The 18,895-nt window shown below is 63.1% G+C and carries 20 protein-coding genes; 3 read left to right on the top strand and 17 right to left on the bottom strand.

Annotation, left to right across the window (positions count from 1 at the left end):
- Nucleotides 1-30: 30 nt before the first annotated feature.
- Together AB8B20_RS28115 and AB8B20_RS28120 are read left to right on the top strand one after the other, a co-directional pair.
- Entirely contained in the window at nt 31-699 is a 669-nt protein-coding gene (locus AB8B20_RS28115) for an ABC transporter permease (RefSeq protein WP_439073823.1), read from the top strand.
- Between the two features lie 211 nt (nt 700-910).
- On the top strand, nt 911-1,423 hold the full coding sequence (locus AB8B20_RS28120; protein WP_175365695.1) for an Lrp/AsnC family transcriptional regulator: 513 nt from the start codon (nt 911-913) through the stop codon (nt 1,421-1,423).
- Between the two features lie 398 nt (nt 1,424-1,821).
- Here AB8B20_RS28120 and AB8B20_RS28125 read toward each other — a convergent pair whose 3' ends face one another.
- The 4 genes from AB8B20_RS28125 to AB8B20_RS28140 all read right to left on the bottom strand — a co-directional run bounded on the left by AB8B20_RS28125 (nt 1,822) and on the right by AB8B20_RS28140 (nt 5,306).
- Nucleotides 1,822-1,974: a hypothetical protein gene (locus tag AB8B20_RS28125; protein ID WP_439073822.1), complete on the bottom strand. Its 153-nt coding sequence runs from the start codon at nt 1,972-1,974 to the stop codon at nt 1,822-1,824.
- A 283-nt stretch (nt 1,975-2,257) separates the two neighbouring features.
- A complete protein-coding gene (locus AB8B20_RS28130; protein WP_439073821.1) occupies nt 2,258-3,103 on the bottom strand; it encodes an ABC transporter ATP-binding protein in 846 nt (281 codons plus the stop codon).
- Nucleotides 3,100-3,897 carry an ABC transporter permease gene (locus AB8B20_RS28135; RefSeq protein WP_439073820.1) on the bottom strand — a complete coding sequence of 266 codons (798 nt, stop codon included), beginning with the start codon at nt 3,895-3,897 and terminating at the stop codon, nt 3,100-3,102. The genes AB8B20_RS28130 and AB8B20_RS28135 overlap by 4 nt, the downstream gene beginning before the upstream one ends.
- Nucleotides 3,897-5,306 carry an ABC transporter substrate-binding protein gene (locus AB8B20_RS28140; protein ID WP_439073819.1) on the bottom strand — a complete coding sequence of 470 codons (1,410 nt, stop codon included), beginning with the start codon at nt 5,304-5,306 and terminating at the stop codon, nt 3,897-3,899. Before AB8B20_RS28140 ends, AB8B20_RS28135 begins: the two co-directional genes overlap by 1 nt.
- A gap of 488 nt (nt 5,307-5,794) precedes the next feature.
- Between AB8B20_RS28140 and AB8B20_RS28145 the strand changes: the two genes are divergently transcribed.
- Nucleotides 5,795-6,487 carry a Crp/Fnr family transcriptional regulator gene (locus AB8B20_RS28145; RefSeq protein ID WP_439090639.1) on the top strand — a complete coding sequence of 231 codons (693 nt, stop codon included), beginning with the start codon at nt 5,795-5,797 and terminating at the stop codon, nt 6,485-6,487.
- Here AB8B20_RS28145 and AB8B20_RS28150 read toward each other — a convergent pair.
- From AB8B20_RS28150 to AB8B20_RS28210, 13 genes are all read right to left on the bottom strand, one after another.
- Nucleotides 6,484-7,437, bottom strand: coding sequence for a HEAT repeat domain-containing protein (locus AB8B20_RS28150; protein ID WP_439073817.1), 954 nt, complete (start codon nt 7,435-7,437; stop codon nt 6,484-6,486). The genes AB8B20_RS28145 and AB8B20_RS28150 overlap by 4 nt on opposite strands.
- Nucleotide 7,438: 1 nt before the next feature.
- The gene (locus AB8B20_RS28155; RefSeq protein WP_184517127.1) at nt 7,439-7,672 is read right to left on the bottom strand and encodes a 4Fe-4S dicluster domain-containing protein; all 234 of its coding nucleotides are present in this window, start codon (nt 7,670-7,672) and stop codon (nt 7,439-7,441) included.
- Between the two features lie 12 nt (nt 7,673-7,684).
- The gene (locus AB8B20_RS28160) at nt 7,685-9,421 is read right to left on the bottom strand and encodes a fumarate reductase/succinate dehydrogenase flavoprotein subunit (RefSeq protein ID WP_439073816.1); all 1,737 of its coding nucleotides are present in this window, start codon (nt 9,419-9,421) and stop codon (nt 7,685-7,687) included.
- A 10-nt stretch (nt 9,422-9,431) separates the two neighbouring features.
- Nucleotides 9,432-9,722 carry a gamma-butyrobetaine hydroxylase-like domain-containing protein gene (locus AB8B20_RS28165; protein ID WP_439073815.1) on the bottom strand — a complete coding sequence of 97 codons (291 nt, stop codon included), beginning with the start codon at nt 9,720-9,722 and terminating at the stop codon, nt 9,432-9,434.
- 86 nt (nt 9,723-9,808) lie between these two features.
- Nucleotides 9,809-10,633, bottom strand: a complete 825-nt coding sequence (locus tag AB8B20_RS28170; RefSeq protein WP_439073814.1) for an ABC transporter permease — start codon at nt 10,631-10,633, stop codon at nt 9,809-9,811.
- A 3-nt stretch (nt 10,634-10,636) separates the two neighbouring features.
- A complete protein-coding gene (locus AB8B20_RS28175; RefSeq protein ID WP_439073813.1) occupies nt 10,637-11,434 on the bottom strand; it encodes an ABC transporter ATP-binding protein in 798 nt (265 codons plus the stop codon).
- Nucleotides 11,435-11,458: 24 nt separating this feature from the next.
- On the bottom strand, nt 11,459-12,442 hold the full coding sequence (locus AB8B20_RS28180) for an ABC transporter substrate-binding protein (RefSeq protein WP_439073812.1): 984 nt from the start codon (nt 12,440-12,442) through the stop codon (nt 11,459-11,461).
- The gene (gene atzF, locus AB8B20_RS28185) at nt 12,439-13,866 is read right to left on the bottom strand and encodes an allophanate hydrolase (protein WP_439073811.1); all 1,428 of its coding nucleotides are present in this window, start codon (nt 13,864-13,866) and stop codon (nt 12,439-12,441) included. Before atzF ends, AB8B20_RS28180 begins: the two co-directional genes overlap by 4 nt.
- Complete coding sequence (locus tag AB8B20_RS28190) at nt 13,863-15,302, bottom strand: amidase (RefSeq protein WP_439073810.1); 1,440 nt, start codon at nt 15,300-15,302, stop codon at nt 13,863-13,865. Before AB8B20_RS28190 ends, atzF begins: the two co-directional genes overlap by 4 nt.
- 340 nt (nt 15,303-15,642) lie before the next feature.
- A complete protein-coding gene (locus tag AB8B20_RS28195; RefSeq protein ID WP_439073809.1) occupies nt 15,643-16,659 on the bottom strand; it encodes a pyridoxal phosphate-dependent aminotransferase in 1,017 nt (338 codons plus the stop codon).
- 83 nt (nt 16,660-16,742) lie between these two features.
- The gene (locus AB8B20_RS28200; protein ID WP_439073808.1) at nt 16,743-17,015 is read right to left on the bottom strand and encodes a hypothetical protein; all 273 of its coding nucleotides are present in this window, start codon (nt 17,013-17,015) and stop codon (nt 16,743-16,745) included.
- Nucleotides 17,016-17,060: 45 nt separating this feature from the next.
- Nucleotides 17,061-18,125, bottom strand: coding sequence for an ABC transporter substrate-binding protein (locus AB8B20_RS28205; RefSeq protein ID WP_439073807.1), 1,065 nt, complete (start codon nt 18,123-18,125; stop codon nt 17,061-17,063).
- A 16-nt stretch (nt 18,126-18,141) separates the two neighbouring features.
- The gene (locus AB8B20_RS28210; RefSeq protein WP_439073806.1) at nt 18,142-18,891 is read right to left on the bottom strand and encodes an ABC transporter ATP-binding protein; all 750 of its coding nucleotides are present in this window, start codon (nt 18,889-18,891) and stop codon (nt 18,142-18,144) included.
- Nucleotides 18,892-18,895 lie beyond the last annotated feature (4 nt).

The raw sequence follows: 18,895 nt of genomic DNA on the forward strand, positions 1-18,895 counted from the left end.
ACGGACCTGCTGAGCCCGAAAGGGAGTTTCGTGCGCCATTTTACGCCGGGCACTGCCTTCGCCAGTCTGCTGACGCTGCTAACGCAATCCGACCTGTCGATCCATTTGCTCGTGAGCTTGCGCCGTGTTTTGGTCGGCCTCGGACTCGCGCTATTGATCGGTGTGCCGATCGGCCTTGCCGTTGGCCGTTCGCAACGTCTCGATGCAGCGACGTCGCCGGCGTTTCAGTTTCTTCGCATGATATCGCCGCTGTCCTGGATGCCGATCGCCGTCATGGTGTTCGGGATCGGCGATCGCCCGATCTATTTTCTGCTCGCATTTGCAGCCGTCTGGCCGATCCTGCTGAACACCGCGGAAGGCGTACGACGGCTCGAACCGAGTTGGCTACGCCTTGCCAGCAGCCTGTCGGCGACGCGTTGGGAGACGCTGCGTCATGTCATCATTCCGGGCGTGCTGGGGCATATCCTGGCCGGATTGCGGCTCGCCATCGGCGTCGTGTGGATCGTGCTCGTACCCTGCGAGATGCTCGGGGTGTCGGCGGGAGTGGGTTATTTCATCCTCGATACCCGCGATCGGCTCGCTTACTCCGAGTTGATGGCCATGGTGCTCATGATCGGATTGCTCGGCTTTCTTCTCGACGCGGCAGCGCGCGCGCTGATACGGCTCGCCGCGCCCGGCCGCATGCGCGTGCCGGCATGACGGCATCACACGAGATCGAAGGGTCGAACGGTTCGATCCCCCATTTTTGGAAGCAAACCGGGCAGCCATCGAGGAGTTCATAAATGTCGCAGAATCCAAGAATCATTTTGCGGGTCGTCGAAACGCCCTTATACGACGGCCATCTAGACAGATTGTCCCTCTTTCATACCGACGCACCGCCCCTTAGCTCCGATCCTTGCGGGAGGCACATATGACTGATGTTGATGTAACGACGCCGCCGATCGGTCGCCGTCTCGACGCCATCGATCGCAGGATCCTTACCTTGATCCAGGAGAATTCGTCACTGTCGGTTGCCGATATCGGAGATATCGTGGGGCTGTCTGCGACGCCGTGCTGGAAGCGCATCAAGCGGCTTGAGGGCGATGGAGTTATCGTCGGCAAGGTTGCGCTCGTCGATCCATCCTCGGTCGGCCTGGATATGACAATATTTCTCGACGTCCAGAGCGACGATCATTCGGAGGCTTGGCTCAGAAAATTCTCGTCGGTCGTCAAGGATATGCCGGAAGTGGTCGCTTGCTATCGCATGGCGGGAGACGTGGACTACTGCCTTCGCATCGTCGTCAGCGATGCATCCGAATTCGAGGAATTCCATCGTCAGCTTAACGCACTGGTGCGGATCAAGTCGACGCGGCCGCATTATGTGGTCAAGACATTGAAGTCGTCGACTTCGCTGCCCATCGCACCCGAGCCGGCTCAACGCTGACACGTCATGAGCGTTCGAAATGTTGATGGTGCGCGCAGCTCAGAGGAGACGCTGTGGGCCGCTCATGTGGTCAGCAAGGTAAGGGCCGGCGCTGCCACGGTGCTATCACCGACCTGGTGTTCATCCTGCCAAAGACGGATGATAACGATGCTGCGCGTCAAAATGAGGCCGCTATCGCGCCCACGAGATCATATGCGCGCCGCATGCCGTAAACTGCCACGAACAGAAATGCAGGGATGAGGCCCGGCAACAAAGCCGTCCAGCCCGAGAATGACTGCCGCAAAATCGGCGGGTGGTCGCTCATCCCAATTGCTCCTCTGGATCACCTGCAGTAGCGTCGGATCCCGAGTGTTGCCTGCCAGCCAAGCACGCAAGATCCGGGGGACGCGACGTCGGAACTAGAACGGGCGCACCGAAACCGCGCCGAATACGATGGCGGCGATCAACGCGAGAGAGCTGTAGACGGCGACGGCGTGAAACCTTACCGCGGCGCGGTTCGACGACGAACGGGCACGAAGATGCAAGCGGGCTTCGGCCGATAGATCTCGCACGGTCTTTCTCCAATCGATCATCCGTCTATTTCAAGGCAGGTTGCTTCCGCGTTCAAGCGGGCGGAGAAAATAGCGATACGCGCTCTGTCTGTAGTGCAGTCAGCGGTCCAGAATTCTCCGCGCTGCCGGTTCCGGGCATTTTTATTCGGCTTCCTCGCGCAGGTTTGAAGACGAAGCTTCGGCACACAGATCGCGTAGTTCTGGTACGGCGACCAACTCACGCTCCGCAGGGTATAGGCGAATTCGGCAAGGGCGGCCTTGAGCGACAAGAGCCGCTTGCCAACTAGTTCGGCGCCAACGCGTGTTCGCTCTGATGTTCAGACAGCGCGGTAGACTGTTGATCCGGACGGAGAAGCAGAAGCAGGTGCCGCTTCAGACGTGCGAATTCAATCTCGGTGACAATATCAGCCGGCCGCGGACGCGCGAATGGCACTCGCAGATCCTCGATGATCGGCCCAGGGCGCCGGCTCATCACGATCACGCGGTCGGCGAGAAACAGCGCCTCCTCGATATCATGCGTGACGAAGATCAGCGTGGTGGGGCGTTCGGTCCAGATGTCGAGCAGCAACTCATGCATCATCGATCGGGTTTGGGCGTCGAGCGCGCTAAACGGCTCGTCCATCAAAAGTACGCGCGGCTGGTTGATGAGTACGCGCGCGATCTCGACACGCTGCTGCATGCCGCCGGACAACTGCGACGGATAGAACTCCTCGAAGCCGGATAGCCCGACCAGCGCGAGCAATTCGTCCGCGAGCTGCTGCCGCGCAACCTTGCCGATGCCGCGCATCTTCGGCCCGAAGCAGACGTTCTCACGTACCTTTTTCCAAGGGAACAGGGTGTGCTGCTGGAACACGATGCCGCGATCCGGGCTCGGGCCGGTAATCGCCTGTCCGTCCACGGTAAGGCTACCGCTGGTATTTGCTACGTGTCCCGCCAGCGCGCCGAGCAGGGTGGACTTGCCGCAGCCTGACGGCCCCAGGATGCAGACGAACTCGCCGGGCGCGACAGAGATGTCGAGACCGGCGACCGCCTCGAAGGCATCGTCGCCGTGACCAAGCGATATCGATGCGTCCTCGATCGCAATTCGCCCAAGGTCGACGCCGTGGCCGTTAACTCGAGGTGCCTTCATCGCGCCACCATCGGGCTTCGCCAGGGCATCAGGACATGTCCGAGCGTCGTCAGCAGCCAGCTGCTGCCCATGCCGAACAGGCCGATCACCAGCATGCCGACGATGATGTCAGCGTAATTCTGCAAGGTGTAGGATTCCCACGTGTAATAGCCGATGCCGAACTGGCCGGAGATCATCTCCGCCGTCACCAGGCAGAACCACGATGTTCCCATGCCGATCGCAAGGCCGGTGACGATGCTTGGCGCCGCGCCCGGGAGTACGATCTCCCACAGAATAGCGGAGCGGCTGCCACCGAGGCTGCGCGCCGAAGCGACCAGGCGGCGATCCACATTGGCAACACCGTGAATGGTGTTCAGCACAATAGGAAACAGCGCGCCGATGAAAGTGATGAAGATCATCGACAGTTCTGAGGATGGAAACATCAGGATCGACAACGGGATCCAGGCGACCGCCGGAATGGGGCGCAGCAGTTCCAGCGGCGGCAGCAGCACGTCGCTCGCTGCACGCGACCGGCCGATGGCAAAGCCAAGCAGAATCCCCAAGAGTGCCGCGATCCCGTAGCCGGCAAAGACGCGTCCGAGGCTGCTGCCGAGATGCGCCAGCAGCTTGGGTGACTGCAGCAGCACGATCAGCGACTGCAGCACTTCGGTCGGCGGCGGCACGTTACGAAAGGTGACGATCCCGAGATTGAGGCGCAGGGTGGACGCCGCCTGCCAGAACGCAATGCAGGCCAGGATTGACCCGACCCGCACCAGCAGGCGGCCCGCATGCGTGCCACCTGATCCCGTCGCCATCAGCGGCTTACCACCACGGCTTCACGCGCGCCGGCGAAATCGACCACCTGGCCGCCCTTGGCCGCGGCCCATTTTTCGGCGGCGCCGTGCGACAGGAAGGCGCCGAGTTCGCCATTGACCGCGCGCACGAACCAGGCCTGCTGCGCAAACAGTTTGATGCCGCTTTCGCGGTCCTGCGCGTAGACGACCCGTGCGCTCTTGCCGTCCTTTTCCAGTGCCGCCAGCGCCTTCAGGGCGTTCTCGGGCGATGCATAGTGCCGCACCAACGGTTCGTCCTTGACCCAGATCTGCGCGACCCGGCTGACATCGGTGATCTCGGCACCGGTCAGGGCGTCCTTTGCCTTCAGCGCGAGCTGGGCGTAATCCTTCAGCTCCGTGTCGTAGTCACGCCCGGCCTTGACGAAGGCCGCGCGGATATATTTGTCGGTGACGAACTTGTCGATATCGAGATCGCCATCGGCGCGCTTGAGCAGCTTCAGCGTATCGATGGAGGTCTGCACCGCCTGGCGATATTCGGGCTTCCAAGTCAGGCCGCGCGTCTGCAGCCCGAGCGGGCCATGGAACAGATAGTTCACCTCGGCCTCGATGCCGGTTACCTTGGCGATCAGTTCGCTGTATTTCTCCGGCTCGGCGGCGAACAGGCGGTCCGCCTCAAGGCTGGCGCTCAGATAGGCCTGCACGATCTCCGGATACTTCTCGGCATATTCGCCATCGACCAGCGCGCCATGGAAGGTCGGCGCATCCGCCTGCGAGCCGTCGAAGATCTTGCGGGCGAAGCCGCGCCACGGGAACAGTTCGGTGAACGGCACGAAATCGGCATGAGCCTCGATCTTGTTGGTTTGCAGCGCGGGGCCTGCGACTTCCGGCGCCTGGGTGATGATGTTGACGTCGGTCTCGGGATTCCAGCCCTGCGCCTTGATCGCCCGTAGCAACATGCCGTGCGACGTCGAGGCAAACGGCACCGAGATGGTCTTGCCCTTCAGGTCGGCGATCGATTGCGCGGGCGAACTCGTCGGAACGACGATGCCATTGCCGCTCCCTTTGGTGCTGCCGGACAGTGTGGTGATGAAGAGGCTGCGGCGGCCGGCCTTCTCGAATGCAACGCCATTAAGGGAACCCGGGAAATCCGCCATCGCGCCGAAATCGAGCTTGCCGGCCACCATCTCGTTGGTGAGCGGCGCGCCGCTGGTGAAGTTCTTCCACTGGATGTCGTAGGTGACGTCCTTGTACTTACCGTCGCGGGGCAGATACTTCTCGAGCAGCTTGAGCTCGCGCACGATCAGCCCACCGGTGGCGCAATTGATCGTCGTATCCTGCGTGCCGAGTGCGACGCGAATAGTCTCGGCGCTCGCGGTTCCTGCCCACGTCATCGCAAAGGCCGCGACAATCCCCAATCCAAAACGTTTCATGGCATGTCCCCTAGTTATCCGAGTGATCGGATACGCTCCGGCTGGATGTTGAACCGGTGCACGATGCCGCTGAAGCAATTAGTTGCGATGCATGCAGGCGTCGCAGGCGAGCGAACATGACGCGGCGTTGCGCCCGCGAGGGTCATCGAAAAATATCTTGCAGGAGTTCGATGCATTACAGACGAATTCTCTCGTGCTTCGTCGATCTGCGCATCAGGCGTTTCAAGTCGATCTGGAGATGCTCAAAAGAGTGGACTTCCTCTGCGCCGCACCATTAGCCTTGCTTCAAGACCTTCAGCACAAGTGAAAATGCGATGACCAGCCTGAAAGCGCTTTCGGACTCTCGTGAGGCGTATCTTCCCGCAACCGCCGTGACCTTGCGTGGCGGGCACGCATGCCGGACGTCACCGTCATCCGCGGGCGTTGCATCCGGTCGCTCGATCACAACCGCGCCGGCTGTGCGGCAAAGCGATCTGTCGGCGCTGTTCATGAGCGAGACGATCGACGACCTGAACGATGGCGCCCATTTTCTCGACCGCCTCACGGTGGAGGAGCGCGCGCAGATCCGCGGGAGCGGACGCCAGTTCACGGTGCGGCAAGGCGAGGCGATCTTCAGCCAGGGCGCGCATCATCAGGGAATTTTTATCATCGAACGCGGCCAGGTGCGTGTGTTCTACACCGCGCCGACCGGACGCGAGATCACCCTGGCTTATTGGACGCCTGGCCACTTCATCGGTGGTCCGGCGATTTCGGGCGGCGGCACCCATATGTGGTCCGGCGTCGCCATTGAGGATTGCGATATCACGCATCTCTCCAGCGCCACACTGCAGGCGTTGTTGCTGCGCATGCCCACTTTCGCGTTGGCGCTGATCGACGGGCTGGTCGCCAAGGGCAAATGCTATTCGTCCATGGCGCAGATGCTGGGCACGCGGTCGGTGATCGAGCGCCTCGCGCAATACATCGTGAACCTCTCGGAACTCTATGGCGTGGCTGATGGCGACGCGGTCGTCATCAACCGCAAGGTGACGCACGATCAGATCGCGGCGATGGTGGGCTCGACCCGGCAGTGGGTCACGATGATGCTGAAGCGGTTCCACGCCAAGCGCATCGTCTCCATCGATGGCGGCGTTATCCGCATCCACCGCCTCGACCAGCTCGAACAGATCCTGCTGAAGGATTAGCGCTCAAGCAGTCGGCCGAGCGCCCAGGCGACGGTCTTGCGCACGTCCGGATCGGGATCGGCGGCATGCGCAGCGAGCGGCGCCTGCGCGCTGATATCGCCGATGTCGCCCAGGGCCGCGGCAGCTTCCTTGCGCAACGAGGGCAGGGGATCATCCAGAATGCTGAGAATGGCCGGGACGGCATCCCGCGCCTTCAGCTTGCCGAGACATTGCAGCGCCTTCTGGCGTACCTGCCAGAACGTGTCACCGAGCGCGCCTTTCACGGCCGCGGCAGCCGAAATCTCGCCGATCCGGCCGAGCGTTTCGGCCGCAGCGGCGCGCACCTGCCAGGCGTCGTCGGCGAGCGCGCCCGAAGCCGCCTGCGCAGCAACCGCATTGCGGGCAAAGGACAGCGCGTTGACCGCAGCGAGCCGCACCTGCGCATCGGTGTCGCGCGCCGCACTGATCAGCGATGGCAGGGTCTCGTTGCTCTTGAGATAGCCGATCACGCCGACTGCCTGCACGCGCACGGCAGCATCGGCGTCCTGCAACGCCGAGATAGCCGGGCCAAGGGCGATCGCACTCCGCAGCTCCTTCAGTGCTCTAAATATGGCTTCGCGAACAAAGGCCGACTGGTGCGACACCAGCGGCAGCAGGGCTGCATCGGCCGCGGTATCGCGCAGTTCGGCGAGGCTCTCTGCGGCGGCCGATGCGACGTCACGGTCGGCATCCGTCACGCCGCGCACCAGCGCCTGCGCGACCGAAAGCCCATCAAACTCGCCGAGCGCACGCGCCGCCTGCAGCCTGACCTTGGGTGCCGTGTCGCTGATGGCCGCGACCAGATGCGGCACGGCCTCGTCACTCGCCGTCTCGGCGATCTCGATCACCGTGAGGCGGCGTACCGAGGCATCAGGACTCTGCAGATTTTCTGCGATCTCGGCGACGTCACTGAAGGATTCGAATGCAGACATGTCAGCGCAACAGATAGGGAATGTTGACGGTCACCGCGCCGGTCGGGCAATCGGTCTCGCATGGCATGCAGTACCAGCACTCGTCATACTTCATATAGGCCTTGCCGGTGAGGTCGCTGATCCGCAGCACGTCCAGCGGACAGACATCGACGCAGACCGTGCAGCCCTTGTCGGCGATGCATTTGGCGTCGTCCACGACGACGGGCACGGTGGTGGGTGCATAGGCAATGGGCATGGATGCTCCGTCTCAGGCGTGCTGGCGTATGCGCTGGCGATCATAGGCGTCGCGTTCGCTCTCATCGATCGGGACGAGATAGGGCTCGACGGCACGCTTCTCGGCAGTCATGCGCCCGTCGCGCTTGCTGAGGATGCTGTGGCAGAACCAGTCCTCGTCGTTCTTCTCGGGATAATCGACGCGGTTGTGATAGAGGCCCCAGCGACTTTCGGTGCGGAACAAGGAGGCGTAAGCCGCCATGTCGGCGCAGTCGAGGATCGACGACACTTCCAGCGCGCGCATCAGCTCGTGCGAATCGCGCACCACCATCGCATTGTCGAGATCGTCGCGCACTTCCGCCAGGCGCGCCTGGCCGATCTGCATCTTGGCAGTGACCTTCGGCGGCTGCAGGTAATCGTTCACGAGGCGTCGCGCCTTGTATTCGAGCTGGTTCGGCGGAATGCCGTCGTCACGCCGCGTCGGCGCCAGAACGCGCTCCTGCTCGCGCACCACATCGTGACGGTCATAATCGGGGAGGTCGACCTCGGCGGCGAAATCCACCGCATGTTCGCCGGCCACCGCGCCATTGGTGAAGGCGCCGAGCATGTAGTTGTGCGGCACGCTTGCCATGTCGCCCGCCGAATACAGGCCCGTCACGGTGGTGCGCGCAAATTCGTCGACGAACACGCCCGAGGCGCTATGGCCCGAACACAGGCCGATCTCTGAGATATCCATCTCGATCATCTTCTCGCGATAGTTGGTGCCGCGGTTCTCATGGAACCGGCCGCGCGAGGGCCGTTCGACCTTGTGCAGCACCGCCTCGATCTGGCCGACGGTGTCGCTGTGCAGGTGGTTGAGCTTGAGGAACACCGGCCCTTTGCCCGACTGCAGCTCGTTGTAGAACTCCTGCATCATCTGGCCGGACCAGTAGTCGCATTCGATGAAGCGGTTGCCCTCGCTGTTCGCCGTATAGGCGCCGAACGGACCGGCCACATAGGCGCAGGCCGGGCCGTTATAGTCCTTGATCAGCGGATTGATCTGGTAGCATTCGATATTCGCGAGCCCTGCGCCGGCATGATAGGCCATCGCATAGCCGTCGCCCGAATTGGTCGCATTCTCGTAGGTGCCCCAGAGATAGCCGGACTGCGGCAGGCCGAGACGGCCGGCGGCGCCGGTGCACAGGATTACGGTCTTGGCGCGCAGCACCAGGAATTCCGCGCTGCGCGTATTGACGGCGATGACGCCGGCGATGCGGCCGTCCTTCGCCGTCAACAGCCGCGTCGCCATGTAGCGGTTGGAGATCAGCACCTTCTCGCGGCGCAGTTGGCGATACAGCGCCTTCTTGACCGTCTCGCCGTTCGGCATGGGCAGCACGTAGGAGCCGAGATGGTGAACCTTCTTGACGTCGAAATCGCCATTCTCGGTCTTCTGAAACTTGATGCCGAAACTGTCCAATTCCTGGATGACGTCGAAGCAACGCGAAGCATATTTGTAGACGGGCGCCTGATCGCAGATGCCGTCATTGGCGATGGTAATTTCCTTGGTGTACTGCTCCGGCGTTGCAAAGCCCGGCACGACGGCATTGTTGAGCCCGTCCATTCCCATCGCGATGGCGCCCGACCGCTTCACATTGGCCTTTTCGAGCAATACCACGCGCGCTTTGGGATTGCGGCGCTTGGCCTTGTAGGCCGCCATTGGACCGGCGGTGCCGCCGCCGATCACCAGCACGTCGCATTCGATTTCCGACAGGCCTTGCTTGATCTCATCCATCGCCTGTTCCTTACGCTGCTTGGCCGGCGAGTTCGCGCAGATACACCCACGGATAGATGCCGCGATCGTGCCCGTCGGAGAAGAATAGCCGCAGCGCATAGTTGCCGATCGGCTCGACGCCCTGCACGCGAAGCGCCGGCGGCAGCGTTAACGCCACCCCCTCGGCCTGACGGCGGATCTCGCTCGCCGCCCGGCTGGCCTGGCGCAGGGTCACCGCATCCAGCCGACTGGTTTCGCCGTCGTCCCAGGTGACGGCGAGAACGGTGTGGTCTTCGATCAATGCGACTTCGGTCGGTTGCATGTGCAATCTCCAGCTTCGCATCGATCTGTAACCGCCGGTCGCGGACACGGCTTGCAATAAATTGCTTTTCGCGCGGTGTGCCCAAATCAGGCGGCTGGTTCCGCCAGTTTGCGCTCTTTCCTGTTCCCGGCCACTCCGCGCAGCGACTTCTCAGCGCCATACCAGGGCAGCAGGCGGTGTACGGCGCCTTCGAACAGAAAGTCGGCAACCACACCCATGATGCCGAGTACGATCAGGCCGACGAACATGTAGTCGACGCGAAACACCTGCTGCGACATCTGGATGAGATAGCCGACGCCGAATGCTGCGCCGGCGAGTTCGGAGGCGACCAGCAGCACCAGCGCGACCGACAGACTGACGCGCAGGCCGGCGATGATGAAGGGCAGGGCACCGGGAATGACGACAAAGGCGAATTTGCGCCAGCCGCGCGCCCCGAGGCTCGCCGCGGCGCGACCGAGCAGTGGATTGGTGTCGCGTACCCCGAGATAGGTATTGACCCAGACAGGGAAGAACACACCCCAGGCGATCAGGAAAACCTTGGACAGTTCGCCGATGCCAAACCAGAAGATCGCAAGCGGCACGAAGGCCAGTGCAGGAATGGCGCGAAACATCTGCACGAGAGGATTGATGGTTGCGTTCAGCAGCGGCAGTTGCGCCATCGCGACGCCGACTGCAATAGCGAGGACCGAGCCGACAACGAAACCGAGCAGCGAGCGCCACAGGCTGGCGCCGAGATGGCGTAGCAATTCGCCGGATGCCAGCAGCTCCCAGCCCGACAGCACGATGGTGGTTGGCGCGGGCAGCATGATGTTGTTGACGAGGCCGCTGCGGCTGATCGCCTCCCAGATCGCGAAGAAGCCGACGGTGCCGAACGCGCCTGCGACGGTGTTTCGCTTCAGCTTGAATGCCATCGTCTATTCTGCCGTATCGAGACCGATGGCGCGGGCCACATGGTCGTAGAGTTCGTTGAATGCCGGCGAGGTGCGCCGTCGCGGCCGTTCGAGATCGACGGCGATATCCTCGATCACGCGGCCGGGATTCGGTGACATCACGATCAGCCGGGTGCCGAGCACCAGCGCTTCGGCGATATTGTGCGTGACGAACAGGATCGTCTGCGCGCTCTGCTGCTGCAGGTCGATCAGCCTTGTCTGCAGTGAAGCCCTGGTCATGGCATCCAGCGCGGCAAACGGCTCGTCCATCAACAGCAGCGCCGGCCGGGTCGCCAGCGCGCGGGCGATCGCTACCCTCTGCTTCATGCCGCCGGACAGTTCGAACGGATATTTGTCGCCGGCCTCCGGCAACCCGACCTGGCGGAGCAGATCGCTGGCGACGGCCTCGCGCTCCGAGGCCGCGCGCCCGGCCATGCGCAGGCCGAAACCCACATTGGCCTTCGCGGTCAACCATGGAAACAGCGAGTAGTCCTGGAACACGACGCCGCGCTCGGGGCTCGGCCCGGCGATCGCATGGTCGTTGATCAGCACCTCGCCATGCGACGGTTGCACGAACCCGGCGAGGATATTGAGCAGCGTGGTCTTGCCGCAACCGCTCGGGCCGAGGACGCAGACGAATTCGCCGGGCTGGATGGTCAGCGACACCTGGTCGAGCGCGACCGTGCGGCCGCGCCCGGAGTCATAGACATGTCCGAGATCGTGACAGGCGATCAGCGGCCGCTGGACCGCGGATGCCGTGGAAACGTCCACTCTCACATTCATGCGACGACTCCGGTAACGCCGTTTCTATTTCTCACGCGCCTTGTCGAGCAGCGAGTCGACCACGACGGTGTTGAAATCCGGCACCTTGACGTCCGGCCGCACCAGCTTGTTGTCGATCGCCCATTTCGCCTGCGTCTGCAGTTCGGCGACGAGATCCGCGCGTTCGAGATCGATATTGAAGCGGGTGCGCGGCAGGAAGTTGCGGACGATCTCCGGATCGACCTTGATGCGCTCGGCGATCAGCGCTGCTGCGGCATTCGGATCCTTCTTGATGAGGTCGTTGGCATCGATCAGCGACTTCAGCACCTTCACGAGCAGGTCGGGATTCTTGTCGATGGTCGATTGCAGCGCGATCACGGTGGAGAACCCGACATAGAGTCCGGGCGAGCGGATCGCATGGAACTTGTCGCCGCCCTGCCTGAGCGCCAGCGAAATATGTGGCTCGGTCCAGATGAATGCATCGACCGCCCCGTTCGACAGGCTGGTGACGAAATCGCCGGGGTTGAGGCTGACCGCCGTGATATCCGCGAAAGTCAGGTTCGCTTCCTTCAGCAGCTTCGACAGGTAGTAATGCGCGTTGGTGCCCTGCGAATAGCCGATCTTGTGTCCCTTGATATCCTTGATCGTCTTGATGTCCTTGACCGCGACAAGGTCGAAGGATTCCTGGCGATTCAGCGTGGCGATGATGCGCACCGGCAGGCCGTTGAGATTCGCGAACAGCACCGGCGTTTCGGCTGCGGTCGCCACCACCACGCCGCCGCCGACCAGCGCGTCGAGTGCGAGGCGGCCGCTGGCGAAGATCGTGGTCTTGGGCGTGAGGCCCTGCTTGTCCCAGGTCTTGGCCTGATCGGCGACGAAGAACTGGCCCCAGCCCATCGAGAGGCCGGCGCCGATCGTCACATCCTCCGCGCGCGCCGTCGCAGCCGAGGCGACGAATGCCGCGCCCAGCACCAACGCGGTGCGGGCCAATCGCCTGGCATGGCTGAAAAACCGTTCTGAATTCGTCACGTCACAAGCTCCTTGTTGAGAATGGGGGGCGCGATGCCAAGACCGCGCGTACCGAGCGGCAGTCCGGAATGCTGGTGAAACCGGCCGGCCAGCCGTGCGAGGCTGCGGTCGGACAAAGCCGGGCCGATCAGCGTCACGCCTTGCGGCAGGCCGTTCGGCAGGAAGCCCGAGGGCACAGCAACCGCAGCGAGATCGGCCAGATTGACGAATGTGGTGTAGGTGCCGATACGGGCATTGAGGGCGATGGGATCGGCTGCGATCTCGCCGATCCTGTAGGCAGTGGGCGTCGTCGGCACGAAGAGAACGTCGATGTCGCGCCACCCGGCGTCGATATTCTGCTTCAGTTCGGCGAGACGCTGCTGACCTGCAAAGACCTGCGTGCCCGTGATCTGCGTACCGCCCAGCAGGATGTCGCGGGTGATCGGGAACACGGCATCGATGTTGCGGTCGAGAAACGGCTTCAGCGCGCCGTAGCGATCAGCCAGCCATGGACCGAGGAACAACATGTCGTTGATTTCGCGAAACGGCGCGAAGTCGATCTCGACGCGCACGCCGCCGATCGCCGTGAGGCGCGCGACGGCGGCATCGAATAGTGCGGCCGCCGCCGTGTCGCCGAAGAACTCCAGCCAGGGTGCCGCGGGCACGCCGAAGCGGAACGGCGGCCATGCGTCCGCTTCGCGTAGCGTCAGCGGCCGCGCGAACGGGTCTTCGGGATCATGCGCGCGGATAACGTCGAAGCCAGCCTGCGCGTCGGCGACGGTGAGCGCGAACACCGAGATCGTTTCGATGGAGCGACAGGCCGGCACCGTGCCGACACCGCTGATGAGGCCGCGCGTCGGCTTGAGACCGACCACGTTGGTGAGCGCGGCGGGCACGCGGCCCGAACCGCCGGTGTCGGTGCCGAGCGCCAGGCTGACGAGGCCGGCCGCGACGGAGACGGCGGCACCCGAACTCGATCCGCCTGGAATGTAGTCGGCATCGAACGGGTTGCTTGCCACACCATAGGGCGAGCGGACACCCACGAGCCCGGTGGCGAACTGATCCATATTGGTCTTGCCGATCAGGATCGCGCCGGCCGCCAGCAGCCGCGCGACCGCAGGACTATGCCGGGTAGGGACATAGGAATAGCCGGGGCAGGCCGATGTCGTAGGAAGCCCGGCGACGTCGATGCAGTCCTTCACGCTGAAAGGCACGCCCCAGAGCGATGCGGCCGCGCGTTCGGCTGACGATTGCGCTTCGAGCTCGCGCGCACGGGCGAAAATCGCGTCGCGTCCGACATGCCCGATCCAGACGCCATCATCGCCGCGCGCTGTGATCGTGTCGAGGATCGACTCCACCACTCGCGAAGGTGTCAGCGATCCATCCGCATAGGCGGCCGAAAGCTTCGGCAGATCGAGTTCGATTTCAGATGCAAGGTAGGTCACGTGGGATCCTTCGGTGTTGCGAAGGGCCGCGCGATCTCGAAGGCCCGCGCTGCGCGCAGGACCTTCGCATCATCAAATTTCGCACCGATCAGTTGCAGGCCGACCGGCAGGCCCGCCGCGGTCAGTCCGGCCGGAATTGATGCCGCTGGCTGCTGCGTCAGATTGAACGGATAGGTGAAGGGCGAGCGAATGGGCCGCGTAGCAAGATCGGCCTGCGATGCATCGATGGCTGAAGCAGGAAATGCCGTGGACGGCGTGATCAGCAGATCCCAGGACTGATGGAAGCGACTGAAGTGCCGACCCAGCGCCTCACGCTGATCGATGGCCTTCACGTAGGACACGACGTCGATCGCGCGGCCCTGTTCGGCTGCGGCCAGTAGGCCGGCCTCGCTGAGATTGCGCCGTTCCGGCGCGAAGCTGTCCACCAGTTTCGCGGCGCCGGCCTGCCAGAAAGTCAGGAAGATGGGCAGCGCATCCTCGATGCCGGGGTCGACCTGCTCGACGATGGCGCCGAGATCGACGAATACCTTTACTGCTTTCTCGACGATGGCTGCGACTTCGGGATCGACCGTCGCGTAGCCGAGGGCGGGGCTATAAGCGATGCGCAAACCCTTGACGCCGTCCTCAAGCCCGCTCTGCCACGCCACGTCCTGCGGAGGCAATGCATTCCAGTCACGCAGGTCGGGCCGCGCGATGACGTCGAGCAGCAGCGCGGCATCGCGCACCGAGCGGGTGAGTGGGGTGACGTGAAACAACGTACCGTTCTGCGACGGCGGATAGACCGGCACGCGGCCGAATGTCTGCTTGAAGCCGAAGGCGCCGCTATGCGCAGCGGGAAGCCGCGTCGAGCCACCGCCATCGGTTGCTACATGCAGCGGGCCGAAGCCGATTGCCGCCGCCGCACCCGAACCGCCGCTGCTGCCGCCCGGTGTGTGCGCTATATTCCAGGGATTGCGGGTAATGCCGGTCAGCGGGCTGTCGCCGAGCCCCTTCCAGCCGAATTCGGATGTGGTGGTCTTGCCGAGCACGACGGCGCCGTGCTCGCGCAGGCGCGCGGTCGCCGGTGAATCTTCGTTCCATTCCTGGTTCGGATCGACCGCGCGGCTGCCGCGCAGCGTTGGCCAACCCTTCGCCAGGATCAGGTCTTTCAGCGCAACTGGAACGCCGTCGATCAGACCCGCAGGTTCACCGCGGTGCCAACGTTGTTCAGATCTTTCAGCGGATGCGAGTGCAGAGTCTGCGTCAAGCAAGGCAAATGCATTGATTTTCGGCTCCAGCCGTTGAATGCGATCGAGAATTGCGCGTGTGACTTCGACAGGTGACAGTTTTCGCTGACGGTAAAGCTCAACAAGTTCGACGGCGGAAAGAAATGCGACGTCGGCGCCGCTCGTTGCATCCGATACATTCGCTTGACCAGAAGCGCTTTGGATTGCCATGCCTCATCCCCTTGTGTGCTTGACAAGACAATGGGTAGGCGTCGCGACATCCGCCTTGCAGCAATTAATTGCCGAATAGAGCTGCGAAGCGATATTCGAACTGCGGCGCCTGTCGTGCGCAGTTTTCGAGAACAAAGATATTGCGAAAGCATTCTCTCAGAGAGCAGATCGCCGCCTGCTCGCCAGATCGGCGTCGGGGAGGTGTGGGCGCGGAATGCCGCGGAAGCGGTGCATCCGCTTTATCCGGATGCAGCGTGGCGGTCGTCGCCTTCCTCCGCACGCTTTGATGCGCGCTGGTGGCCGTAATACGCCTGCCGGCGTTCGGTGCCATTGTGGGTGATCAGCGTAAGCTGTCGGCGACGACTTGGCGCGCCAGTACATTGTCATCGGGCAGGCCGATCGATATCCGCAGCCAGGTCGGCAGCGCGGGATAAGATTGCTTGATCGCGATGACCCGTGCCGCAAGGGCTGCAGTCACATCACCGTGTCGCCGGCCGGCATCGAAGAATACGAAGTTGCCCTGCGCTTCGGAGAAGGAAACGCCGTTCGCGCGAAACAAAGCGTGCCAACTCTCGCGCTCGGCGGCAACCGCGGTGCGCACTGCGGTGATATGTTCGCGATCGGCCAGACTTGCCTGAGCGGCGACGAGGCCGAGGCGGTTGAGGCCATGAAACGCGCCAATGCCGATCTGCCTGAGCGATCGGGCAAGCTCGGCAGGCGCCAGCACATAGCCGATGGCGAGACCGGCGAGGCCGTGGATCTTGGCGAAGGTCCTGAATACGACGACCTGATGGCCGTCACGCACGAGGCCAGCCACGGTGCGCCGTTCCGGATCTGGCGTGTAGTCGAGATAGGCTTCGTCGACGATCACCAGCGCGCGGTTCGATAGATCGCGGACGAATGCGATGAATTCCTCGGCCGGACTCACAGTGCCGCTCGGATTGTGCGGGTTGACGAGATAGACGGCACGGGTTCGCGCATTTACTGCGCTGGCAATGGCCGGAAGGTCGTTGTTGAGCCGATCATCCAGCGGCACGGCGATGGCCTTGCCGCCGGCCGGCGCGACGGCATCGACCAGCGCCGTATAACCCGGCTCGGAATAGATGAACTCGCCGCCGGGATCGCCTTGCGCGGAGAGATACAGTCCGAGGACGTCAAGGATTTCGCCGAGCACGATCTGCTCCGGCGCGATACGTTCATGTGCGGCGATGGCGGCAGTGAGCTGGTCCATCTCGCCGCCGACATAGCGGTCGAGAGGGGCAAGGTTCTCTTCGATGGCACGGAGTGCGCGCGGCGAAGAGCCGAACGGGCTCTCGTTATGCGACAGGCGGATGATGGAGCGGGGTGCGTCGGTCATGGCGGCGGACTATACGCGCTTTGTGGCGTCAACGTACGTCATGGACGATGCGCCCGTCGACTATTGTGAGGAGGCCTTTCACTTCACTGCACGCGTTGGCCGTCCGCCCATTGACGGATCAGGGCCAGCACGCGTTGCTCGGCCTTGAGGGCGGAGCGCAGTTGCGAACGATCGGGGCGCTGCGTCCGCAGCGTTCGACGCAGCCGGACACAGCGGTCCAGCGAGCGCAAGGTCTGCGCGCGCGCCCGCATCGCCAATGGAATGGCGTCGCAGGCGGCGAATGCCGCCCGTGTGTCCGCTTCGTCGAGATCGACGGGATCGCGCTCATAGCGTCGCTTGAGCGGAAAATCGATCATCACAATCTCCCACCCAGTACGATCCGAACAACCGGAATCGTTGCCTTATGCTTTCGGCGATCCATCGGCATGTCGCGGCGTCCAGAATTTCTCGAGCTTGAGACTGGCAAGTGCCTCGTGAATTGGCGCCGCAAGCACCCATTCTTTCACGTCGATATCGCTGCGGATCAGCTTTTCGGACTTGGAGAAATCGACGACATCCTGGAATTGGGCCAGCAGGAATTCGTCAACGAGCGGATTGAACGCCTCCTTGAGCGACTGGCCGCGGAACTCCTCCTGCAGGGCCTCGTAGGGCGTGCCGGATTTCGACCAGATGCGCAACGCCTCGTCGCGATTGGCTTCGTCGCCGATCCACGCGACCGCCTTGAGAAGGCCGGTGACGACCCGGCGCGTGGCGTCGGGATATTTCTCGCGGAACTGATCAGTAACAAGAATTCCGCCGAAGCCGGTGGCCTTCGGGCCGATGTCCTTCGACGTATAGAAGATATCGACGATGCCCTTCTCGCGCAGCGACAGCACCGAGCTCGAACCGATGCTGGCATCGACGCTGCCTGCGGCCAGCGCAGCGAGTTGATCGGCAGTCTTGAGATCGACGATGGTCAGGTCCTTGGCCGATAGACCGTTTGCCTGCAGCGCGCGCAGGAATGCCCAATGCAGGATGGTCCCCTTCTGAAAGGTGACCTTGCGCCCCTTGAGATCCTTGATCGAATGGATCGGCAGTCCCTTGCGCGCGGCGCCGAAGATCGTGGTAGGGCCATAATTCAGCAGCACCCGAGTCGACAATCCATTGGCGCGGCCGATGACGTTCGGCAATGCGCCGTACTGAGCGAAATCGATCCGTCCGTTGGCGATGCCTTCATTGACTGCCGGTCCGGTGCCCGCGAGATAGGTCCATTCCAGCTTGACCGGCGTGTCCTTGAATTCGTTGGCGATGAAGTCTTTGGCCTGGGCGACACCGAAGGTCGCAACGCCGTAAGGCTGCCCGAAGCCCGCGCCGAATGCGCCGAAGCGGATGGTGTCCGGCGTATCGGTGGCGGCGCGGGCCACTGTGCCGGCTGCCAGCAGCGCGGCGGCGCCGGTGGTGAAACTGCGTCGCGTGATCTTATCCATGATGGTGCTCTTGGTTTCAGTGTCGGAGATCGGCGAGAACGCGCTGCTTGAGCGCGACGAAATCGGGCGCGGCGCGGTCGCGCGCCGCCAGTTCGACCGGGATGACGCTGCGGATGCGGCCGGGGCGTGGCTCCATCACCACGATGCGGGTGGAGAGATAGACGGCTTCCTCCACGTCGTGGGTCACCATGATCACGGTGGTCCGCTGCGCCTCCCAGATGTCCAGCAGCGCGTCCTGAAACCGCGTGCGGTTCAGCGAGTCGAGAGCGCCGAGCGGTTCGTCCAGCAACAAGATTGCAGGCCGCCGAACCAGCGCGCGCGCAATCGCCGCACGCTGCGCCATTCCTCCAGATAACTGCGCAGGGCGTGCCCGCTCGAAGCCGGACAGGCCGACCAGCGCAATGGCATCGCGGACGCGTTGAGCCTTCTCTTCCGTCGGCAGCGGAAAGGCATCGAGGGCGAGCGCGACATTCTCGGTCAGCGTCAACCACGGAAACAGCCGATGATCCTGAAACACGATTCCGCGATCGGCGCCGGGGCCGCTCACCTGCGTGCCGCCGAGCAGGATCTCGCCGCGATAGACGTCGTCGAGCCCGACGATGAGACGCAGCAACGTGGACTTGCCGCAGCCGGAGGCGCCGACGATGCTGACGAATTCGCCGGGCAGCACGGACAGCGACACATCCTGCAACACGGGTAGGGGCATATCGTCGACCACATAGGTCTTGGTGACATGCCGGATCGCAAGTTCGGTGAATTCTGTCATGCGG

Source organism: Tardiphaga sp. 866_E4_N1_4 (genome assembly GCF_052076075.1).
Lineage (GTDB): Bacteria > Pseudomonadota > Alphaproteobacteria > Rhizobiales > Xanthobacteraceae > Tardiphaga > Tardiphaga robiniae.

What these genes read in the sequence shown, in the direction of transcription:
- AB8B20_RS28120 (WP_175365695.1), top strand. Translation starts at nt 911, where the DNA reads ATGACTGATGTTGATGTAACGACGCCGCCGATCGGTCGCCGTCTCGAC.
- AB8B20_RS28130 (WP_439073821.1), bottom strand. Translation starts at nt 3,103, where the DNA reads ATGAAGGCACCTCGAGTTAACGGCCACGGCGTCGACCTTGGGCGAATT.
- AB8B20_RS28135 (WP_439073820.1), bottom strand. Translation starts at nt 3,897, where the DNA reads ATGGCGACGGGATCAGGTGGCACGCATGCGGGCCGCCTGCTGGTGCGG.
- AB8B20_RS28140 (WP_439073819.1), bottom strand. Translation starts at nt 5,306, where the DNA reads ATGAAACGTTTTGGATTGGGGATTGTCGCGGCCTTTGCGATGACGTGG.
- AB8B20_RS28145 (WP_439090639.1), top strand. Translation starts at nt 5,795, where the DNA reads ATGAGCGAGACGATCGACGACCTGAACGATGGCGCCCATTTTCTCGAC.
- AB8B20_RS28150 (WP_439073817.1), bottom strand. Translation starts at nt 7,437, where the DNA reads ATGTCTGCATTCGAATCCTTCAGTGACGTCGCCGAGATCGCAGAAAAT.
- AB8B20_RS28155 (WP_184517127.1), bottom strand. Translation starts at nt 7,672, where the DNA reads ATGCCCATTGCCTATGCACCCACCACCGTGCCCGTCGTCGTGGACGAC.
- AB8B20_RS28160 (WP_439073816.1), bottom strand. Translation starts at nt 9,421, where the DNA reads ATGGATGAGATCAAGCAAGGCCTGTCGGAAATCGAATGCGACGTGCTG.
- AB8B20_RS28165 (WP_439073815.1), bottom strand. Translation starts at nt 9,722, where the DNA reads ATGCAACCGACCGAAGTCGCATTGATCGAAGACCACACCGTTCTCGCC.
- AB8B20_RS28170 (WP_439073814.1), bottom strand. Translation starts at nt 10,633, where the DNA reads ATGGCATTCAAGCTGAAGCGAAACACCGTCGCAGGCGCGTTCGGCACC.
- AB8B20_RS28175 (WP_439073813.1), bottom strand. Translation starts at nt 11,434, where the DNA reads ATGAATGTGAGAGTGGACGTTTCCACGGCATCCGCGGTCCAGCGGCCG.
- AB8B20_RS28190 (WP_439073810.1), bottom strand. Translation starts at nt 15,302, where the DNA reads ATGGCAATCCAAAGCGCTTCTGGTCAAGCGAATGTATCGGATGCAACG.
- AB8B20_RS28195 (WP_439073809.1), bottom strand. Translation starts at nt 16,659, where the DNA reads ATGACCGACGCACCCCGCTCCATCATCCGCCTGTCGCATAACGAGAGC.
- AB8B20_RS28200 (WP_439073808.1), bottom strand. Translation starts at nt 17,015, where the DNA reads ATGATCGATTTTCCGCTCAAGCGACGCTATGAGCGCGATCCCGTCGAT.
- AB8B20_RS28205 (WP_439073807.1), bottom strand. Translation starts at nt 18,125, where the DNA reads ATGGATAAGATCACGCGACGCAGTTTCACCACCGGCGCCGCCGCGCTG.
- AB8B20_RS28210 (WP_439073806.1), bottom strand. Translation starts at nt 18,891, where the DNA reads ATGACAGAATTCACCGAACTTGCGATCCGGCATGTCACCAAGACCTAT.